Raw genomic sequence first — 20,125 nt, 5'->3', positions numbered from 1 at the left:
TTGTTTAATGCGTGAACCGCGCTGACAAAAAGATCGAGACGCGGGTGGGAAACGCATTGTGCGCCGGGAGGCACGATGAACGATCCGATCCTCGAGATGCGCGGGGTCTCCAAGACCTTCTTCGGCATCAAGGCACTGCGCGCCGTCGATCTCACCGTCTATGCCGGCGAAGTGCATGCCTTGATGGGCGAGAACGGCGCCGGCAAGTCGACGCTGATGAAGATTCTGTCCGGCGCCTACAGGCCTGATCCCGGCGGCGAGATCCGCATCGAAGGACACTTGGTGCGGATCGAAGGCCCGCTCGGCGGCCGCAACGCAGGCATCTCCATCATCTATCAGGAGCTGTCGCTCGCCCCCAATCTCAGTGTCGCCGAGAACATTTATCTGGGACGCGAGATCTCTCGTTCGGGAATGCTGGCGCGCGGTGTCATGCGCGAGAGCGTCGGCCCCATCCTGAAGCGGCTGGGCGCTGACTTCCTGCCATCGACGCTGGCGGCGCATCTGTCGATGGGCCAGCGGCAATTGGTCGAGATCGCGCGTGCGCTGCACGCGAGATCGAAGATCCTGATCATGGACGAGCCGACCACCGCGTTGTCGGCGGGCGAGAGCGCGCGGCTGTTCGCGCTGATCCGCCAGCTTCGCTCCGAGGGGCTCGCCATCATCTACATCTCGCATCGCATGGACGAGGTCTACGCGCTCGGCGACCGCGTCACCGTGCTGCGCGACGGCCGGCTGGTCGGCTCGCTCGACAAGCCCGAGATCCGCGCCGACACCATCGTGCGGCTGATGGTCGGGCGCGAGGTCTCATCGTTCTACAAGAAGGACCACGATCCGGAGGCGGGGCGGGGACATCCCGTGCTCGCGGCGATCGACATGGCCGATGGCCACCGCGTCAAGGGTTGTTCGCTCACCGTGCATGCGGGCGAGGTGGTCGGTCTTGCCGGTCTGATCGGCGCCGGCCGCACCGAGCTTGCGCATCTCATCATCGGCGCGTTGCCCAAGATCTCCGGCCGGCTCGAGCTGGAGGGACGGCCGGTCGAGATCCGCAGCCCCGGCGAGGCGCTCGAGTCCGGGATCGCCTATCTGACCGAGGACCGCAAGGCGCTCGGCCTGTTCCTGGACATGTCATGTCTTGATAACATCAACCTCGCCGTGCTCGCGCGCGATGCGAAGCTCGGCTGGTTCCTGGATCGCGACAAGGCGCGCGAGCGCGCCGACAGGGCCTTCGCGGGGCTGAGCATCCGCGCCGCCAATGTCAGCGTGCCCGCAGGCGGGCTCTCCGGCGGCAATCAGCAGAAGCTGCTCCTGTCGCGGCTTCTCGCCATCGCGCCAAAAGCGTTGATCCTCGACGAGCCGACGCGTGGCGTCGATGTCGGCGCCAAGTCGGAGATCTATTCGATCATCGACAATCTGGCCAAGGCCGGCACCGCGATCCTCGTCATCTCGTCCGATCTGCCTGAGATCATCGGCATCTGCGACCGGGTCGTCGTCATGCGTTCCGGGCGCATCGCCGGCGAGGTGACGCGCGGCCCTCATTCGCCGCTGACACAAGAGGACATCATGGCGCTTGCCACGGGGATGGAGCATCTCGATGCCTGACAATAGCTCGCAGGCGCAGCCAGCTCCGACCACGACGACCAACGGCGCAGCCGCCGAGACAAAGCGCCAGCGCGTGAGGATGCTGATCAGCGCACTCGGCATGCTGCCGGTGCTGCTGATTCTCTGCATCGGCTTCCATTTCCTGTCGGAGGGGCGCTTCTTCACCGGACAGAATCTCGGCATCGTGTTGCAGCAGGCCGCGGTGAACACCGTGCTCGCCGCAGGCATGACCTTCGTCATCCTCACCGGCGGCATCGACCTCTCGGTCGGCTCGATCCTGGCGGCCTCCGCGATGGCCGGCTTGACGCTCTCCAAGATGCCGGAGCTCGGCATGCTGTGGCTGCCGGCCTCGCTTCTCACCGGCCTTGGCTTCGGGGTCGTCAACGGCGCGCTGATTGCGCTGCTTCGCCTGCCGCCTTTCATCGTCACGCTCGGCTCTCTCACCGCCGTGCGCGGCCTGGCGCGGCTGCTCGGGGCCGACACCACCGTTTTCAATCCCTCCATTCCCTATGCCTTCATCGGCAACGGCTCGCTCACGCTCATCCCCGGCGTCGCGTCGATCCCGTGGCTCTCGGTGATCGCCTTGCTCGTCATCCTCCTCTCGTGGCTGGTGCTGCGCCGCACCGTACTCGGTGTGCACATCTATGCGGTGGGCGGCAATGAAAGCGCGGCGCGGCTTGCCGGCATCAAGGTCTGGGCCGTGCTTATTTTCGTCTACGGTATCTCCGGGCTTTTCGCCGGGCTCGGCGGTGCGATGCAGGCGGCGCGGCTCTATGCGGCCAACGGCCTGCAGCTCGGCCAGTCCTACGAGCTCGACGCAATCACCGCCGTGATCCTGGGCGGCACCTCCTTCGTCGGCGGTATCGGCTCGATCTGGGGCACGCTGGTCGGTGCGTTGATCATCGCCGTGCTGTCGAATGGCCTGATCCTCGTCGGCGTCTCCGACATCTGGCAATATGTGATCAAGGGCCTGGTCATCATCGGCGCCGTGGCGCTCGATCGCTACCGGCTGCAAGGCTCCGCCAGAACATGAAAGGCTCCGCCAGAACATGAGAGGCTCCGCCAGAACGTGAGGTTCGGCGCGCGTGATACGGGATTCCGCTACGGCAACTAGTCTGCCGTGCCGGGGATGAAGACAGACCAGGGAGGAAGTCTATGTTGAAGACAATCATGCTCGCCGGCGCCGCGACGGCGCTGGTCTTAAGCACCGCGCCGTCCTTCGCCAAGGAGCTCAAGTCGATCGGCGTCTCGCTGGGGTCGATGGGCAACCCGTTCTTCGTCGCGCTGTCGAAGGGCGCGGAGTTCGAGGCCAAGAAGACCAATCCCAATGTGAAGATCACGACGGTCGGCTTCGAATACGATCTCGGCAAGCAGGTGACCCAGATCGACAATTTCATCGCTGCCGGTGTCGACCTGATCCTGTTGAACCCCGGCGATCCCAAGGCGATCGGGCCGGCGATCAGGAAGGCGCAAGCGGCGGGCATCGTCGTCGTCGCGGTCGATACCGCGGCCGAAGGCGCCGATGCCACGGTGACCACGAACAACGTGCAGGCCGGCGAGATCTCGTGCCAGTACATCGTCGACAAACTGGGCGGCAAGGGCGACGTCATCATCGAGAACGGGCCGCAGGTCTCCGCCGTGATCGATCGTGTCGTCGGCTGCAAGAACGTGTTCTCGAAGAATCCCGGCATCAAGGTGTTGTCCAACGACCAGGACGGCAAAGGCTCGCGCGAGGGCGGCCTCACCGTCGCGCAGGGCTATCTGACCCGCTTTCCCAAGATCGACGCCATCTTCGCCATCAACGATCCGCAGGCGATCGGCACCGACCTTGCGGCGCGCCAGCAGAACCGCAGCGGCATCATCATCACGGCGGTCGACGGCGCCCCCGATATCGAAGCCGCGCTGAAAGATCCGCAATCGCCGCAGATCCAGGCCTCGGCTTCGCAGGACCCGTTCTTCATGGCGCGGCGGGCCGTGCAGGTCGGTGTCGGCATTCTCAACGGCCAGAAGCCGGCCTCGACCGTCGAGCTGCTGCCGTCCAAGCTCGTGACCAGGGACAACGTCGCCCAGTACAAGGGGTGGACCTCGGATCGCTCCCAGTAAGCGCTGGCCGTGCCGGGAGCGCTCTGAGTCGTGAATGCCGGGCGGCGTCTTGATCCACGCCGCCCGGCGCCGACATCCGTGCCGATCGCCCCTCCGAACGCGTCAGGCCGCGCTTGTGTTAGCTTCGTGCAACCTCGATCGATCGAATCGGAAGCAGATCTCGTGAAAGCCAAGACAGCCGGCACCGCATCCGGCACGGCGTGGCGGCATGCCAATATCGGTCGCCTGCTCAACAACGCCGTGCGGCGCTTCGAGGGCCGCGTGCTCGAACTGATGAGCGAGCGCGGTCACGACGAGACGCGCATTGCGCATGTCAGCCTGACCCGCAATCTCGACGTCGAGGGGACGAGGCTCACGGAACTCGCCCGCCGCGCCTCGATGAGCAAGCAGGCGATGGGCGAGCTAGTCGATCAATGCGCAGAACTCGGCCTCGTCGATCGTATCGCGGACCCGACCGACCGGCGCGCGCGCATCGTCATGTTCACGCCGGCCGGTCACAAATGGCTCAATGCGTTCCGCGATGCCGTCGATATCGCCGAGGGCGAGATGCGTGCGGAGCTCGGCAAGGCCACGATGGAGGCCATCCTGAAGGGGCTGGCGCTCTATGGCGCGAAGTTCGACACGCTCGACGATGCCAATTAGTCAGGTAACTTGACGATATCGTCAAGCGTCCTTACCATGCAGAATGCTGGTAGGGAGAAGCGTCTTGGAAACAGGTCTCACAGCCTCTGTGCTGATCGCGGGCGGGGGGCCTTGCGGGCTGATGCTGGCCAATGAGCTCGGCCGGCGCGGCGTGTCCGCGATCCTGATCGACGACAAGCCGGGCACCGCGTTCAATCCGCAAGCCAATGCGACGCAGGCGCGCTCGATGGAGCACTACCGGCGGCTGGGTTTTGCCGACGAGATCAGGCGCGAAGGTCTGCCCGCCGACTATCCCACCGATGTTGCGTACTTTACCCGCTATGCCGGCTACGAACTCGCGCGCTTCGCGTTGCCCTCTTCGGCGCGCGCGAGCGAGCTCATCAGGGGCATGTCGGGTTCCTGGAGCGCGGCGGAGTTGCCGCACCGGGTCTCGCAGAAATATGTCGAGGCGGTCCTGCGCCGCCATGCCGAACGGCTTCCCGGCATCGAACTCAACTATGGCCACCGACTCGTCAGTTTCGCCGAAACCGTTGACGGCATCGTGGGCGAAGTCGAATGCCTCGATGACGGCAGCCGTTTTCAGGTTCGCGCGGACTTCCTCGTCGGCGCCGACGGGCCGCGCTCGATGGTGCGCCAATCCCTCGGGATCGTCTATGGCGGCCAGACCGGAACGCAACGCGACTTCATGGGTGGCCGTATGCTGGCGGTCTATCTCCGCTCGCCGGACTTCTACGCGAGCATCCCGCACGCCAGGGCGTGGATGTACAATTGTTTCAACGGTGATCGCCGCGCGTTCATGGCATCGGTGAACGGACGCGACGAATTCGCGTTTCACACGCAGCTTCGGCCGGGCGAGGACGAGCGTGCAATCACGATCAACGAGGCGAAGGCTGCGTTCCAGCGAGCCTGCGGTGCGCCGATCGACTGTGAGGTGCTGTCCTTCCTGACCTGGACCGCCGGTCACGCGCTGGTCGCGGACGGCATGCAACGGGGCAGGGTCTTTCTCGGTGGCGACGCGGCGCATCTGTTCACGCCGACCGGCGGGCTCGGCTACAACACCGCGATCGAGGACGCGGTCAACCTCGGCTGGAAGCTCGCAAGCGTCGTCAGGGGTCTGAGCCCGGCAGCGCTGCTCGACAGCTACGACATCGAGCGGCGTCCGGTGGCGCTCCGCAACACCGACTACGCCCGGCGCTTTGCCGATTCGCTCGGCCTGTTCGCGCCGGCGCCCGACATCGAGGACGCCACGGACGCGGGCAACGAAGCGCGGCGGACGGCAGGCATTTACCTCGAGCAGCACGCCCGTGCGGAGTTCAACATCCCCGGTGTGACCTTCGGCGGCCGCTACGACGGCTCGCCGATCATCGTCTCCGATGGCAGCCGGCCGCCGCCCGATGCCGCGAACGTCTACGTGCCCAGCGCCTGTCCCGGCGGCCGCGCGCCGCATGCGTGGCTGGACGACGGCGTGTCCTTGTATGACCTGTTCGGGTTCGAATGGACGCTGCTCCAGTTCGGCGAGGCTGCGTCGGCCCACGCGGGCGTCGCTGGCGCCGCTCACGCCCTCGGGGTGGATTTGAAGCTCGTCACGCTGCCGGCGGCCTTGCGCGATCTCTACGATGCCGATCTCGCCTTGATACGTCCCGACCAGATCGTGGCCTGGCGCGGTGCCGCGTCGCAGGCGGGAGCAATCGGCCAAGTCCTCGCCCGCGCGCTCGGACGCCATGCGAGCGACAGCGCGGCCGTACTTTGTACCTCGCCGGCGGCTTCAGCTGGCCGTGAATGAACTGGTGCGCGGAGATTGAATGGCCGATGGAAGTCTGCTCGCGAAGGCGCGGGTCTTGGGCTGGACACGCGATCCGTCGATCACCTCGAGCCGGCCGTAGCGATTCAGTGTGTGGAGCTTCCTGCCGGGCCATGGCGGTCCGGGCCTCAAGGAATGGCGCACGATCTGCTTGAAGGCGGTCGGCGACAGTTCGACCACTTCCGCCAGCGCGAGCGCTGCGCCGTATCCGTCGGTGCAGTTCTGGATCGGGCGCCACAATTTGTCATTGAGCGTGACGAAATTCCCGGCCGGCCGCGTGCTTGCGCGGTCGATCAGGACCGGATTGCTGGCATGCGGCAACCAGGGGCCCAACAGGCGATCGGCATAATAGATCGCCAGCGAATCCGAATAGCCGCCTGTTCCGTCGCGCCAGGCTCCGAACAGATAGTGCAGGCCGTTGTGCTGTGTGATCGTGACGTCGGCCAGCTCGAGGCCGGACAGGAGCGTCGCGTGTCGCTCCCATCTGTCCGGGAACCGGACGCATTTGTAGAGGGCGACGTCCCCGTTGGTCGAACTCTCCGGGATCATCCACAACGCGCCACCGTCCTCGATCAGAAACGGATAGGAGAGGTGCCAGGGCTCCTCCAGCACCGGCAAGGCTTCTCCCACCGGGCCTGCGTCGTTGAACTCGATCGCCGAGATGATGCCTTTTCCGACACGGTGATCGAGGTCCTCAAAGAAGACGAATGTTCGCCCCTGCCACGTGATGGGGAAAGGATCGGCGTAGAAGTGGTTGCCCGGATCACCCAGAACGTTCCAGCTCGGACCCGATAGATCTCCGGTCTGCCAGACGCCCGCGCCGTCATTGAAACGCCATCCGACATGCCAATGCGGGGCATAGCAGCAGAGGCGATAGATCTCCTTGGCGATCGAGACGGCGAGGCCGCGCGCGACGAAGCCCAGGGGGCCGCGGTGCGAGCCGTTTCCAGCGCGGCGCGCCAGTTGCGGCACGATGCGCGGCCGTCCCGACAGGATCGCCGCCACCATGGTCAGGGTTCGCGCCATGACGGTTTCGAGTGCGCCGCTGAGGCCTGCGGCAATTTCTCCGGATGGCTGGCCGCGATCGAGGACTGAACCGTCTAGCTCGTTGACGATGTCGATCACCGGCAGGTCGCCGGCCAGAATGGCGGCGAGCGCGGCGTTTTCGCCTGCGACCCCGTTGAACAGCGGACGGAGATACAACGGTGCGGAGCTGTTCGGATCGCGCGCGCCGCCGGTGAAATCGACGATCACGTCGGCCGTCTGGTTGCGAACCTGGGTCCGTTCCGGAACGATGTTCAGCCTGTTGGCGCCGCTGTGCTTGCCCTTGTGCAGCACCATGCGTTCGAGCTCGAACAGGATTTCGAGACCTGCGGGCCGTGGCTCGGTCGCTGCCACCCACGCGATCTGAACCGGAACGTCACGGCCGTCGATCGACAGCGTCTCGCGGCCCATCCAGCGCCGTGCATGCTCACGTTCACAGCGAAACTCGATGATCATGTCGAGCCCATCTACTCCAACCTATCAGGTCAAGTAACCCGGCTGAGAATTCGAACGTATTCCTCCACCATGGCATCTACCGAATAGCGCAACCTGAGGCCTTTGGCATTTTGTCGCAGTTCATCGCTCAGATGCTGGTCCGTCAGCAGCCTGGAGACGGCTGCCGCGAGCTTGGCATGATCGGAGGCGTCGACGAAGAGTGCAGTCGGTCTTCCTTCGTAGGACAACACTTCGCGCAGGACGGGAAGATCCGTCACGACGGAGGGAACGCCGGCGTTTGCAGCCTCGACTGCGGCCAGGCCGAAGGTTTCCGCCTGGGTCGGGAATACAAACACGTCCAGGCAGGCCAGAAAATCCGCCATTCGGCTGGGGGGAATTTCCCCGAGAAAATGCAGCCTGTCCGATACCTTCAATTCGTTCGCCAGCAGCCTCAGCCGGGCCTCGTCGGCGCCCTGGCCGGCGAGAGCGAGGTGCCATGACGGTTGATCCGGCAGCAGACGTATCGCCATGTCGAGCCGCTTGTGCGGATGCAGCCGTGCCGCGCAGCCGAGCAGGACGCGATCCGGCGGCAGATTGAATTTCTCTCGTGCAGTCTCCTTCGACAGGGTGAGGGCCTTGTCGTCGAAGCCGTGCGGCACATGCACCATGCGCGACCGGTAGGCCGCGGGGTAACGCGAATATTCGCGCTCCATGTCGTGCGAATTGAGCGTGATGCGGTCGAAGAAGCCGACACTGCCCATGACGATGTCGGCGGTGCGGACCGGTCGGCTCATCGCCAACGCGGATGAAACCTGATTGGCGATGACAGGCGCGCGGCTGACGAGGCGCGTCACGCTGGCGCCGATGACGTTGCCGAAATGCTGGAACGTCAGGACGGCGTCGGGTCTGACGGTGCTGATATGACGGCCGAGCGTCCACAGCATGCGCAGCAGTGCCACCGGATTGCCGGGCCGGCTCGGGGCGCAATAGAGCGTATCCGGCGGCTCGTCGAAGGAGTCCGATTTGCGGAAGAAGAACAGATTGGTGACGCGGTAGCCGCGCGCGGTCAGCCCGGCGCCGAGCAACCTGGAGATCTCCTGCGCACCGGCGTTCTCGGCCTGGGTTTGCGCGAGAAGTACGTGCAGCTTTGGTCCGCCGCCGTCCGGCTGCGCGGGTGCCGTTGCGGTCGTCTCGCCCAATTCCTTGTTCGGCTGATAGTGGAGCACGGATCCCGACCCGCTAGAGAAACGAAATCTTCACCGTACCTATCATGCACCCATGGCGCGGACACCGACTAGCAGCAAACGGAGTTAATGCGAGGCTCGACGATCGACGTCATTCGCGCGTCATTTCGCTGGTTCCCCCATGGCGCGCGGGAAGCGCGTTAACCAATCGGTTCTGCGCACCGCCACGGCGCGATCGATGACTGCGCTTGATGCCTAGTCACGGGTGTCGGCGCCGCCGACTGCATAATTGCCGCGTTTCATGGCGCTGAAGCGCAACAGCACGAGGATCGAAGGATCCACCCCCGTGCGCCGGCGGCAGAGGACGTTCAGGGCAATGGTGGCGAGCGCCAGCGACACTGTGGCCGAAACCGCCGCGCCGAGCACGCCGAGCCAGGGAATGAGGATGAGAAATCCCGCGAAGCGCAGCGCGACGTTGGCGGCAACGACGGGAACATAGATTCGTTCATGGCCGGTCAGCTGCAGGATCGCAGCGGCCGGGCCGCCGGCGGCCTGGATGGCCGTTCCGATCGCAAGCACGATCAAGACCGAATGCTGCTCGGTGAAATGGGGCCCGAACAGGTTGAGGAGATAAGGACCGCCGATCCAGACCGTGGCGAGCCCGGCGGCCACGCAAAGCGCGGTCACTTCCGCCATCAACCGCAGGGTTCGCTCGAACTCCCGATGGTTCTTGCTGAAATAGAGCGAGGGGAGCCGGCGTGCGCCGAACGTGTAAAGCGCCGCGGACACCATCGCGAAGATGTTGGCGAGGCGGGAGGCGGCAAAGTAGATTCCGGCGGTCGCCGGATCCAGCAGCCAGTAGACCAGGATGACGTCGAAATACTGGTTTGCGACCTCCAGGATGGATGCGAGCCAGAAGTGAAGGGCGCTCGACCGCCAGCGCGACGTTTCGGAACGCGCCGCCGTGCCGCGCAGATTCGGCAGCACGCGGGCGACCGATATGATCTGCGCAGTCAGGCTGATCGACATGGCAATGGCCATCACCGCGAACAACTCGGCGGGATCGAGTTGCCGGTGCGCGAGCAGCACGGCGAGCAGAAACAGGACGACGATGACCCGCCAGAAGAACTCGCGATTTCCTTCGCCCATGAGGATGCTGACCAGCGAACGTGCGACCTGGCTGCCGAGCATCACTCCGGCATTCACGGCGGTGTAGGCCGACACCGCAAGGATGAGCAGCCACCAGTCGCCTCTCATGTTCGCCACGATGGCAATCCCGGCGATCACGATCAGCATGGCGACCGAGGCAATCTTGAAGCTCGACAGCAGGACACCTTTGGTGAGGTCCGGCCTGTCGCCGACCTGATACTCGTTCAGGAAGCGCACCAGCAGCGATTCCTGGCCGACCAGTCCCACGACGGCGGCGATCTGGGCAACCGAAAGCCAGGTCGCGAAGATGCCGAAGCCATCTGGCGACATCGTCCGTGCCGCCAGCGAAAACAACGCAAACGCCAGCACGCCGCTGCCAACCTTGAGGAGGATGGTGCCGACGACACCACGCGTGACGTCACGCCGCAGGAACTGGAGGATGGATCCGATCATGGAAGTTTAAGGAGCTGCTCTCTCCTGAAGAGACATGTTCCGATATCGCCGACAACCTAGCATGCCGAAAAATCGCGAGTGTTAATGGGCACCGAGCAGGATCTTGCCGACGGCGACGACATCGCGGTCGTTCCGGTTGCTTCACTGTGGAACATCGTCGTCCTCATTGTCTCAAATCAAGCAAGGTCTGGCCCGGATCGAATGACGGCGTAGCGCCGCATCGAGGGCCGAGACAGGCGAGATCAGCCGTTTGAATGCGGGTTGGCTCGCCGGGACCGGCCGTCGAGCTGCAAGGAACGGGACTCTGCGGGGAATCCCGAGCAAGAGGCGTGCCGGCCATCGTCGGGACGTTCGGCTCTCCGCTCCGTTAACCTCGATATCGAGAAGTGATCGCGTTTGGACCTGCAATGCGACATCAGGCCGGAGAATTGCACGTGCGACTTTGGTTGACCGTGGGAGCCTGGATCATGACGGCGGACAGAACTGTGACCGAGCCGATCGCTGCAGACATCGCGATCGTCGGCGGCGGCCTTGCGGGATCGCTTGCGGCGGCCGTGCTGGCGCGGGTAGGGCATCGCATCGCCCTGATCGACAAGCGGGCGGTCTATCCGGACGAGTTCCGCGTCGAAAAGATCGGCGGCCCCCAGTTGGCGATGCTCCGCAAGCTGGGCTTCCTCAATGCGCTGGAGACTATCGCTTGTCGATATGATCGGGTGCTCAATATCCGGGAAGGCAAGGTTGTGGATGTCAGCGTCGGCCAGGCCTATGGATTTCCCTATGCCGACCTCGTTGCCATGGCGCGCAGCCAGCTACCGGATCCATCCGGCCTGATCGTCGACGAGGTCATCGCGATCAGCAGCAGCGACGACGTCCAGCATCTCGAACTGGCCTCCGGACGGCGCGTGACCGCGCGCCTTGTCGTTCTGGCCACGGGCATGGCGGGAGCTCTCGGCTACAAACTCGGGATCAGGCGGCGCGTGCTGGCCGAGCGCCATTCGGTTTCGTTCGGCTTCACGATTGCCCGGCAGGACGGTAGCCCGTTCGATTTCGAGGCCCTGACCTGCTATGGCGAGCGCACGGCTGACGGCATCGACTATCTCAGCCTGTTTCCCGTCCGCGCCGGCATGCGGGCCAATCTCTTTATGTTCCGCGACCCGACCGATCCGATCATGCGCGAGCTGCGCCGCGAACCGGAAGCGACATTGTTGCGCCTGCTGCCGGGATTGCGGCCCTATCTCGGCGATTTCCGCGTCATCGACCGGGTCCGGAACTGGGTGATGGATCTGACCGTCGTCGAGGGACATCTCCAACCCGGAATCGTGCTCATCGGCGATGCATACCAGACCAATTGTCCCGCCGCCGGCACGGGCGTCGCGCGCCTGCTGGTGGACGTCGATCGTCTTTGCACCGAACATGCGCCGCGATGGCTCATGACGCCAGGCATGGGCCGGGAGAAGATTGCCCAGTTCTATTCCGATCGCGACAAGATCGCGGCGGACCAGCAGTCCCTGAAGATGGCACGCTTTCGTGAGGCCCTGACGTCCCGCAACGATATCGGCTGGGATGTCCGGCGGCGGCTGCACTTCCTGCGGCGCAGCCTCGCCCATCGCGTCGATCAGATGCATCCGGGCTGGCTTGGACGTGTTCGCGGCGCGCTGCGCGCCTGACGTCTGCGTCGCTTTGCCTGCCGCCCGTCAGCGCGTGGGCGTCGGGGTGCGGGCGGGCAGCAGCCTCAGATCCGATAGCCGCTTGGCCGCCAGCTTGAGCCAGGGAGCCTGCTTCAGCGCGAAAAGGGCGGCGGCGCCTACGGTGCTGCCGGCCTTCGTGACGGCCCACATTGGCGAAGGCTGTCCGCCGAACAATTTCTTGTATGGCTCGTCACCGATGGTGAAATCGAGCATCTGGTCCCCGCGCTCGATACAATCCCGCGCCACCTGCTCGAACATCAGCGCGCCCAAGGACTGGCTCTTGTACCCGGCAATGTCGAAGGCGCTCATGATGACGAGGAAGCTGTCCCGGTGGCACAGTCCGAGCACCGCGGCGATCACTTCGCCGTCCATCGTCATGGCGTAGAGACGCACAAAGGCGCCGAGACCGCGAAGGGCCACGTCGGAATAGAAGCCGAAATATTCGGGACGCTGGAGCAGATCACCGTCGCCTTGCGCCTGAAAGCGTGGGCCGCGAAACTTCTTCATCACCTCCAGCGCCTCGAGCACGGAGGGGCTGTCGTTGCAGCATGAGAAGCTCAGCACGCCCTTCTTCTGGAGCTGACGATATTTCTTTGCGAGCTCCTTCTGATAGGAGCGATCGATCGTACTCGTCCGCCATTGCTCGAACGGAGCGACGAGTACCGTCGCGTAGGCGTTGGTGTCCATCGTCGCGCGGCGCGGTGCAGCCAGCAGGTTCTCGATCGGAAGCCGCCCGTCGGGCAACTTGGTCATTCGGAGCAGATCGAATGGACGAACGAGGCGCCGTATCTCCGCGCATGCAGCCGCGTCGTCGAGCAGTTGCGAAAACAATTCCGGGCTGCAGACCGGCGCCAGATAGTCGGAGACCCGCAGGTCGGCGAACTCGACGGTTCGGATCGGACCGCGCCGGATCCGGAGCAGCGGCAGCACCATCGCAAGCGCTCCCGTCGCACGGTGGCGGACCACGACGACCAGAGGTGCCGCGCCCGCTTCCGGCGCGAGCCTGGTGTAGAGGCAGTGCAGCCAGATCGGGTGCTGGAACGCGGTGGCTGTCGAGCGATCAAACAGCTCGGCATAGTCCGGAGACAGAAAGTCGAACGACTGCTCGATGACGATGTCGAAACTGTTGGTAAGCTTGTTCATGCGCAATCAGGGAAACCGGGCAATTCGCGACGATCGATCGAGCCGTCACTCTGCTTTATAGCAGGGTCGTTACGGGCTAGACACCGCCGGTGTACGATTTGCATTCATGCGTTCAATCACGTTCGTATCATTACCAGAGTCTTAATCCCGCAGTCGCTCGTCCCCGTTTTCCGGTCGCCACAATCGTGTGTGATGACCAAGTCGGGTCCCTCGGCGGCAGCCGCCTGACCCGGCCGTAGCCGCCGCCGGAAGCCGGACTCACAACCTCGGCATGCCCCGTCATTCTGTGCGCGACCGCAAAGCATCCTTGGAATCCTTCCAGACGTGTTTTCCACTGCTGTCATCGATGATCGAGACATTCTAAATCGCAGCACACGCATTTTCGTTGCCGTCACCATGGCGCGTTTCTAGAGAGGGCCATTGATGAGGGGCTTTCCTGATGCGACGGATGGGTGGAGTTGAGACGGTAGTCCGCTTTGGTGCGGCGCTGCTGGGTGGAGTTGCGTTGCTCGCGTGGTTCGAATCGCCTGCGCGATCCCAGACACCGCAAGGCGGCAATTCCATTCCGCCCGTGACGGTCGATGCTCCGGCTCAACAATCAGCCCGCCGTGCGCCGACCAAGCGAAACGATGTCCGGGCCCGATCGAATTCGCGGCGGGCCCCGGCGCGTGGCGCCCCGCAAACCGAAACAGCCGCAGCGCGACCGCAATCGGGGGTCGCTCCCGCCTTTGCAGGCGGCGAGGTCGCGCGAGGCGCGCGGCTGGGACTGCTCGGCAATACCGACACCATGAAGTCACCGTTCAACGTGACGAGCTACACCGACAAGTTCATTCGGGATCGGCAGGCGTCCACGGGTGCCGACGCGCTGATTCTCGATCCGTCCGTGCGAAGCTCCCACCCGACGGGTGGTATCGTGGATTCCTTCAACATTCGTGGATTCCCGATCAACGAAGGCAACAATGGTGAGTTCGCCTTCGAAGGCCTCTACGGAATCGCGCCGACCTATCGCATCTTCACGGACTACGTCGAGCGCCTCGAAGTGCTCAAGGGTCCCTCGGCCGCGCTCTCCGGCATGGCTCCCAATGGCGGCGTCGGCGGCGTCATCAACGTTGTGCCGAAGCGTGCGGAAGAAGATCTGACCCGATTGACCGCAAGTTACGGCTCGGTCGCACGCTTCGGCGGTCACTGGGATGTCGCGAGGCGTTACGGCAGCGGCAAGGAATGGGGCGTACGGGCCACCGGGAGCCTCCGCGGCGGCGACACGCCGATCGATCGCCAATCCGAAACGACGGGCGTCGGATCGCTGGCCCTCGACTATCAAGGCGAGCGGTTCAGGTCCTGGCTCTATCTCATCGCGCAAACCGACCGGTTCGATGCTCCGTCGCGTCCGTTTCTGATGGCTCCCGGCCTGCAGGTGCCGAAGGCGCCGGACGGCAAGTTGAACGTGACCCAGCCCTGGGAATGGTCGAACATCACCGACAAATCGGCGTTGCTGCGGACCGAGTACGATCTCAGCGACCAGGTCACGCTGTTTGCGGACGTCGGCGGCTCCAAGACCAATGTCGAGCGCTTTTTCGGCCTTCCGACCATCGTCAACGCGAACGGCAACACGACCTCGACGCCTCAGTACTTCGGACTGAGCATTGATCGAACCACCTATGACGGCGGCGTCCGCGCCCGCTTCGATACCGGCTTCGTGCATCATGCCGTCGCCTTCCAGGCCTCGGTCTACCATGACGCACTGCATCGGCGGCTGACCAACGGCAGTCTGGTCGGGTCGAACATCTACAATCCGACCGTCGCGCCAACCCAATTTGCCAACGAGATCAGCGACCGGCCCCGACTTTCGGACAGTCAGCTCACGGGGCTTTCGATTGCCGACACCATGTCCGTGCTCGACGAGCGCATCCTGTTGACCCTGGGCGTCCGGCGCCAGGGCATCGAGGCGAACAACTATGCCTCCAATGTCGGGACGCCGACGACGTCCTATGACAAGACCGCCGTCACCCCGGTGGTCGGCCTCGTCGTCCGGCCCCTCGACCATGTCTCCTTGTACGCGAACTATGTCGAGGGTCTCGCCAAGGGCGACGTGGCTCCACAGACCGCCACCAATTTCGGTGAAGTGCTGCAGCCCTACGTCGCCAAGCAGTACGAGGCCGGCATCAAGGTGGAGTTCGGCCGGATCGCAACCACCTTCAGCGCCTTCGAGATATCGAAGGCGAGCGGCGAGCTGTCCGCCGGGCGCTTCGCGGCGACCGCAGAGCAACGGGTCCGCGGCCTCGAGGTCAACATCTACGGCGAGCTCATGCCGGATGTTCGTCTCCTCGGAGGTCTTTCGTTCCTGGATGGCACCCTGACGAAGACCGCCGTCGCGACCAATGTTGGCAATACGCCGATCGGCGTTCCGACCATTCAGGCCAATATCGGGGCGGAATGGGACCTGCCATGGATGAGAGATCTCACCTTGAACGGCGCCGTCATCTACACCGGCCGGCAGTTCGTCGACAGCGCGAACAAGCAGCCGATCCCGGATTGGACGCGGCTCGATCTCGGCGCGCGTTACACCACGGCGATCAACGGCAAGAAGACGGTTTTCCGCGCAAACATCCAGAATGTGACCGGTGAGAGTTACTGGTCGAGCGTGGCGTCGTTCGGAACGTTCTTCCTGGGAGCACCGCGCACCTATCTGCTGTCGATGACGGTGGACATGTAGTCGCCGCGCCTGCGTGAAACGCAGTCCAGCATTCCGCTCCGGCGCGGCGACGCCCCGGACTAGGAAAGTCTCCATTGGATCAATGAGTTGAATTCCGTTTCGGTGTGCTTTTCGGGCCGTTAGGCTCGAAACTGGCGCGGCTCCTTGCTCTTGCCAGTATGAGGGTTCTTGATAAACCTCATACTGCCGGATCGGGTGGATGGAGCAAGCGGTGAGACGGACTTTAAGGGCGATCGAACCCGGAACGCTGGTGCTGTTCGGGGGGCTCATCGTCGCCAACATCGCCGCATGGGCCTGGGCCTTCGCGCTGTTCGGCGACCGGCCGACGGTGCTGGCGACTGCGCTGCTGGCCTGGGTGTTCGGTCTGCGCCACGCCGTCGACGCCGACCACATCGCCGCGATTGACAACGTCGTGCGCAAGTTGATGCAGACCGGCGGCGCGCCGCACAGCGTCGGCCTCCATTTCGCGCTCGGCCATTCCACCGTCGTTGTGGTCGCGACCATATTGCTTGCGCTCGGCGTGGTGAGCCTTGGCGGCGACAGCCTGCTCGAGGAGATCGGCGGCTTCATCGGCACATCGGTGTCGGCACTGTTCCTGCTGGTGATCGCGGCCATCAATCTCGTCATCTTCGTCAGCCTGTGGCGGACGTTTCGGGCGGCGCGGGAGCAGGGCGTCCACGACGCCGAGGGTCTCGAGAGGCTGCTCGCCAATCGTGGCTTCTTCGCGCGGCTGTTTGGTCCGCTCTTCCGCCTGGTCACAAAGCCATGGCACATGTATCCGCTCGGCTTCCTGTTTGGTCTCGGCTTCGACACGGCGACCGAGATCGGCCTGCTCAGCATCTCCGCGACCGAAGCCGCGCGCGGCGCCTCGGTCGCGGATGTCCTGGTTTTCCCTGCGCTGTTCGCGTCCGGCATGGCGCTGGTCGACACGGCCGACTCCGCGCTGATGGTGAGTGCCTATCGATGGGCGTTCGTCGATCCCCTGCGAAAGCTCTGGTACAACCTCACGATCACCGGCGCCTCCGTGGCAGTCGCGCTGTTGATCGGCGGTATCGAGGCGCTCGGGTTGGCCGCCGACCGGTTCGGCCTCTCCGGGGGCGTGTGGGCGCTGGTCGAAGGTCTCAACGAGTCGCTCGCCAATGTCGGCTTCGCCGTGATCGCACTGTTCGCAATCGCCTGGCTTGTCTCGGTCGTGCTCTATCGTCGCGTCTTTGCGGGCGGACGGCACCGGGCCGCGACCAAAGCTCTGGGATGCGCCGATGCGACCGAAGCGGCGTGAGCCCGGTCGTGGCGGAGCCGCGCTGACGGCTCTGTCGGCCCTGGTGCTGCTCGCCGATGACGGTCGTGTGTTCGCGCAGAGCAGTGACGCCTTGCGCGAGCTGCCGCCAATCCAGATTGGCGGTGCTGAGATGGCGACGCGCAGAAAGCCGGTCGCGTCGCGACGCTCCGGCAAGCCGACCCCCGCCGGAGACCGCGTCCTTGTGTATCCTGCGGCGGCGCAAGTCTCGGACGGGAGCAGCGTCGCCTCGGGTGCAAGGAGCCGGCCCGGCATGGCCAGCGAGATCACCATCTCCGGCGAAGAGCTCAATGCACGCCCATTCACGCGGCCGGGCGAAGCGCTCGAGGCGGTGCCGGGCCTGATCGTGACGCAGCATTCCGGCGAGGGCAAAGCCAACCAGTACTTCCTGCGCGGCTATAATCTCGACCATGGCACCGACCTTGCCATCACCGTCGACGGCGTCCCCGTCAACATGCGCACCCATGCGCACGGCCAGGGCTATGCCGATCTCAACTGGCTGATCCCGGAAACCATCGCCGCGGTGGATGTGCGCAAGGGTCCGTACTTCGCCGAGGAAGGCGATTTCGCCTCGGTCGGAAGCGTCCATGTCGGCCTGATCGACCGCACCAAGGGACTGGCGCAGGTCAGCGTGGGTAGCTTCGGCTACCGGCGTCTCCTCGGCATGGACTCCGCGAAGATGAGTGACGGCGCGCTGCTCGTGGCCGGCGAGATCGGCACCTACAACGGCCCGTGGGACCATCCGGACAATGTCCGCAAGCTCAACGGTCTGGTTCGCTACAGCCAGGGCACCGCGACCGACGGCGTCTCCATCACCGGCATGGCCTACACGAACGCATGGAATTCGACCGACCAGGTGCCGCAGCGCGCGATCGCGGCAGGCTTTCTCAGCCGCTTCGGCTCGGAAGATCCGAGCGACGGCGGCAACACCAACCGCTTTGCACTCTCGGGCCGCGTTGCGCAGAGCGACGATGCGGGGTCGTGGAAGGCCAACGCCTATGTCGTGAAGAGCCAGCTCGATCTCTTCAATAACTTCACCTACTACCTCAGCGATCCCGTGTTTGGTGACCAGTTCCACCAGCATGACGACCGTCTGATGGCCGGCGCCAACATCTCGCGCACGCTGAACGGCTCGCTGGCCGGCTTGCCGATGCAGACCACCTTCGGTCTGCAGTCGCGCTATGACGCGATCGATCTTGCCCTCACCAACACGTTCCGGCGCGATTTTCTCTCCAACGTCCGCAGCGACAAGGTCGGCGAGGGCAGTGTCGGCCTCTTCGCCGAGAACACGGTGCGATGGACCGACTGGCTTAGAACGACGGTCGGCTGGCGCGGCGACTATTATGCGGCGGACGTGACCTCCCGGTTCAACGCCAACAATTCCGGCCGCGCCGACGCCGCGCTCGGCAGCCCGAAATTCAGGATGGTGCTGGGGCCGTTCCATCAGACCGAGTTCTTCCTCGGCGCGGGCTACGGCATGCACTCCAACGATGCCCGCGGTGCGACCACGACGGAAGACCCGAGCGATCCCGCGACCAGGCTGACGCCGTCGCCGCTCCTGGTTCGTACCAAGGGGGCGGAGGTCGGCGTGCGCAGCAGGATCGTTCCCGGCCTCGACAGCTCGCTCAGTCTCTTCATCCTCGACCAGGATTCCGAGATCCTGTTCGCCGGCGATGCCGGCGACACCTCGGCCACCCGCGCCAGCCGCCGCTACGGCTTCGAATGGACCAACCATTACCGGCCGCTGTCATGGATCGACATCGACGCCGATCTCGCCATGACCCATGCGCGTTTCCGCGGCTACAACAGCGAGCAGGCGGAGATCTATGCCTCGCTCGCCGGCTATCCGGAGGCGCAAATAGGCAACGCGCCCGGCAACTACATTCCGAATGCGCCGGCGATGGTGGCGTCGGCCGGCGTGACGCTGGGCGAGAAGACGGGCTGGTTCGGAACGTTGCGCTGGCGCTATCTGGCGTCGAGCCCACTGACGGAGGACAACGCGTTCCGCTCCTCCGCGACCAGCATCTTCAACGGCCGCCTCGGCTATCGCATCGACAATGGCTGGCGCCTTCAGCTCGACGTGCTCAATCTTTTCAACACGAGGGCGAACCAGATCACCTATGCCTATGGGTCGCTGCTCAGGACCGACACGCTCTACAACCTCTGCACATCGGGCACCGCGCCAGCGGCAGTCTGTCAGAATGGCGTGATGGACTACGTGCTGCACCCCGTGGAGCCCATGACGTTCCGGCTCACGATCGCCGGAGCGTTCTAGGTTTGCCGGGCTGATGCGCGATCGCGCCTGTGTCGGCCTCTGTCAATCCACTCGCGCGAAAATATTCCACTTTACCGAAATTCGGTTTCGGCGTATGTGTCGTGCATCCCGGCTCACTCAAGAGGGGCGATCATGAGGTCGTCATTTTCGCGAGCCGGGTCTGCGGTGGACGCGGCAGCGTCGGCACGAGAGGTGCGGGCAGGGCGGGTAGTCCCTGTGAGCCCGTAACCGCGTGCGGACGACGGCGCTGCCAGGCTTCGTCTCGCTGTAAGTTTTCAGCTCCGTCGACAGAGCTGGGAATACTGCGGCGACATGGCGGGCCGTGCGTACGGCAAAACCGTGTGGTCCTGGCCGTCGTTGCCACGGTCAAGTCGTTCGAAGATGCGAGCGAGCCCGACCGGGCAGACTGCATCATCCAATTCGCGGGGCGAGGGAGGCCAGAGGAAAGTTCGGCTCCCGGGAGAGCACGGCATAAGCCGTCCGACCATCGCGCAGGGAAGGCCGAGTGATCGGCACCACCTGTATGCTGCTGTGCGGTTCTTCCTGCGTGCGCATGTCGCGCAGCGGACCGCGGGTGCGAGCTGGCACCCCGGCCTTCC

Annotated in this window: 14 protein-coding genes; 10 read left to right on the top strand and 4 right to left on the bottom strand. The window is 64.5% G+C overall.

The window, feature by feature from the left end; genetic code table 11:
- The first annotated feature begins 75 nt into the window (after window positions 1-75).
- The 5 genes from RX330_RS24830 to RX330_RS24810 all read left to right on the top strand — a co-directional run bounded on the left by RX330_RS24830 (window position 76) and on the right by RX330_RS24810 (window position 6,127).
- Window positions 76-1,599 (top strand): sugar ABC transporter ATP-binding protein, encoded by a 1,524-nt coding sequence (locus RX330_RS24830; RefSeq protein ID WP_317240198.1) that lies wholly within the window; start codon window positions 76-78, stop codon window positions 1,597-1,599.
- A complete protein-coding gene (locus RX330_RS24825; RefSeq protein WP_317240197.1) occupies window positions 1,592-2,632 on the top strand; it encodes an ABC transporter permease subunit in 1,041 nt (346 codons plus the stop codon). Before RX330_RS24830 ends, RX330_RS24825 begins: the two co-directional genes overlap by 8 nt.
- A 122-nt stretch (window positions 2,633-2,754) precedes the next feature.
- On the top strand, window positions 2,755-3,702 hold the full coding sequence (locus RX330_RS24820; protein WP_317240196.1) for an ABC transporter substrate-binding protein: 948 nt from the start codon (window positions 2,755-2,757) through the stop codon (window positions 3,700-3,702).
- A gap of 162 nt (window positions 3,703-3,864) precedes the next feature.
- A complete protein-coding gene (locus RX330_RS24815) occupies window positions 3,865-4,344 on the top strand; it encodes a MarR family winged helix-turn-helix transcriptional regulator (protein WP_317240195.1) in 480 nt (159 codons plus the stop codon).
- Window positions 4,345-4,387: 43 nt separating this feature from the next.
- Complete coding sequence (locus tag RX330_RS24810; RefSeq protein WP_317240194.1) at window positions 4,388-6,127, top strand: FAD-dependent oxidoreductase; 1,740 nt, start codon at window positions 4,388-4,390, stop codon at window positions 6,125-6,127.
- On the opposite strand, the gene RX330_RS24805 is transcribed toward RX330_RS24810, so the two are convergent.
- From RX330_RS24805 to RX330_RS24795, 3 genes are all read right to left on the bottom strand, one after another.
- Window positions 6,110-7,645, bottom strand: a complete 1,536-nt coding sequence (locus RX330_RS24805) for a hypothetical protein (RefSeq protein WP_317240193.1) — start codon at window positions 7,643-7,645, stop codon at window positions 6,110-6,112. The genes RX330_RS24810 and RX330_RS24805 overlap by 18 nt on opposite strands.
- A 29-nt stretch (window positions 7,646-7,674) precedes the next feature.
- Window positions 7,675-8,850, bottom strand: coding sequence for a glycosyltransferase family 4 protein (locus tag RX330_RS24800; RefSeq protein ID WP_317240192.1), 1,176 nt, complete (start codon window positions 8,848-8,850; stop codon window positions 7,675-7,677).
- A 213-nt stretch (window positions 8,851-9,063) separates the two neighbouring features.
- A complete protein-coding gene (locus RX330_RS24795) occupies window positions 9,064-10,410 on the bottom strand; it encodes a lipopolysaccharide biosynthesis protein (protein ID WP_317240191.1) in 1,347 nt (448 codons plus the stop codon).
- Window positions 10,411-10,494: 84 nt separating this feature from the next.
- On the opposite strand from RX330_RS24795, the gene RX330_RS24790 reads away from it, so the two are divergent.
- Window positions 10,495-10,623, top strand: a complete 129-nt coding sequence (locus RX330_RS24790) for a hypothetical protein (RefSeq protein ID WP_317240190.1) — start codon at window positions 10,495-10,497, stop codon at window positions 10,621-10,623.
- A gap of 254 nt (window positions 10,624-10,877) precedes the next feature.
- The gene (locus RX330_RS24785; RefSeq protein ID WP_317240189.1) at window positions 10,878-12,077 is read left to right on the top strand and encodes an FAD-dependent oxidoreductase; all 1,200 of its coding nucleotides are present in this window, start codon (window positions 10,878-10,880) and stop codon (window positions 12,075-12,077) included.
- Window positions 12,078-12,104: 27 nt separating this feature from the next.
- Here RX330_RS24785 and RX330_RS24780 read toward each other — a convergent pair whose 3' ends face one another.
- Entirely contained in the window at window positions 12,105-13,241 is a 1,137-nt protein-coding gene (locus RX330_RS24780; protein ID WP_317240188.1) for a GNAT family N-acetyltransferase, read from the bottom strand.
- A gap of 439 nt (window positions 13,242-13,680) precedes the next feature.
- Between RX330_RS24780 and RX330_RS24775 the strand changes: the two genes are divergently transcribed.
- From RX330_RS24775 to RX330_RS24765, 3 genes are all read left to right on the top strand, one after another.
- Entirely contained in the window at window positions 13,681-15,954 is a 2,274-nt protein-coding gene (locus RX330_RS24775) for a TonB-dependent receptor (protein ID WP_317240187.1), read from the top strand.
- A gap of 199 nt (window positions 15,955-16,153) precedes the next feature.
- Window positions 16,154-17,233 (top strand): HoxN/HupN/NixA family nickel/cobalt transporter, encoded by a 1,080-nt coding sequence (locus tag RX330_RS24770; RefSeq protein ID WP_317240186.1) that lies wholly within the window; start codon window positions 16,154-16,156, stop codon window positions 17,231-17,233.
- Window positions 17,214-19,526: a TonB-dependent receptor gene (locus RX330_RS24765; RefSeq protein WP_317240185.1), complete on the top strand. Its 2,313-nt coding sequence runs from the start codon at window positions 17,214-17,216 to the stop codon at window positions 19,524-19,526. The genes RX330_RS24770 and RX330_RS24765 overlap by 20 nt, the downstream gene beginning before the upstream one ends.
- Window positions 19,527-20,125: the final 599 nt, after the last annotated feature.

Source organism: Bradyrhizobium sp. NDS-1 (assembly GCF_032918005.1).
GTDB lineage: Bacteria > Pseudomonadota > Alphaproteobacteria > Rhizobiales > Xanthobacteraceae > Bradyrhizobium > Bradyrhizobium tunisiense.
The sequence above is the reverse complement of the archived record's forward strand: the minus strand, read 5'-3'. Positions and strand labels throughout refer to the sequence as shown.

Coding starts and splice junctions, on each gene's coding strand:
- RX330_RS24830 (WP_317240198.1), top strand. CDS start 76: ATGAACGATCCGATCCTCGAGATGCGCGGGGTCTCCAAGACCTTCTTC.
- RX330_RS24825 (WP_317240197.1), top strand. CDS start 1,592: ATGCCTGACAATAGCTCGCAGGCGCAGCCAGCTCCGACCACGACGACC.
- RX330_RS24820 (WP_317240196.1), top strand. CDS start 2,755: ATGTTGAAGACAATCATGCTCGCCGGCGCCGCGACGGCGCTGGTCTTA.
- RX330_RS24810 (WP_317240194.1), top strand. CDS start 4,388: ATGCTGGTAGGGAGAAGCGTCTTGGAAACAGGTCTCACAGCCTCTGTG.
- RX330_RS24805 (WP_317240193.1), bottom strand. CDS start 7,645: ATGATCATCGAGTTTCGCTGTGAACGTGAGCATGCACGGCGCTGGATG.
- RX330_RS24795 (WP_317240191.1), bottom strand. CDS start 10,410: ATGATCGGATCCATCCTCCAGTTCCTGCGGCGTGACGTCACGCGTGGT.
- RX330_RS24790 (WP_317240190.1), top strand. CDS start 10,495: ATGGGCACCGAGCAGGATCTTGCCGACGGCGACGACATCGCGGTCGTT.
- RX330_RS24785 (WP_317240189.1), top strand. CDS start 10,878: ATGACGGCGGACAGAACTGTGACCGAGCCGATCGCTGCAGACATCGCG.
- RX330_RS24780 (WP_317240188.1), bottom strand. CDS start 13,241: ATGAACAAGCTTACCAACAGTTTCGACATCGTCATCGAGCAGTCGTTC.
- RX330_RS24775 (WP_317240187.1), top strand. CDS start 13,681: ATGCGACGGATGGGTGGAGTTGAGACGGTAGTCCGCTTTGGTGCGGCG.
- RX330_RS24770 (WP_317240186.1), top strand. CDS start 16,154: ATGGAGCAAGCGGTGAGACGGACTTTAAGGGCGATCGAACCCGGAACG.
- RX330_RS24765 (WP_317240185.1), top strand. CDS start 17,214: ATGCGACCGAAGCGGCGTGAGCCCGGTCGTGGCGGAGCCGCGCTGACG.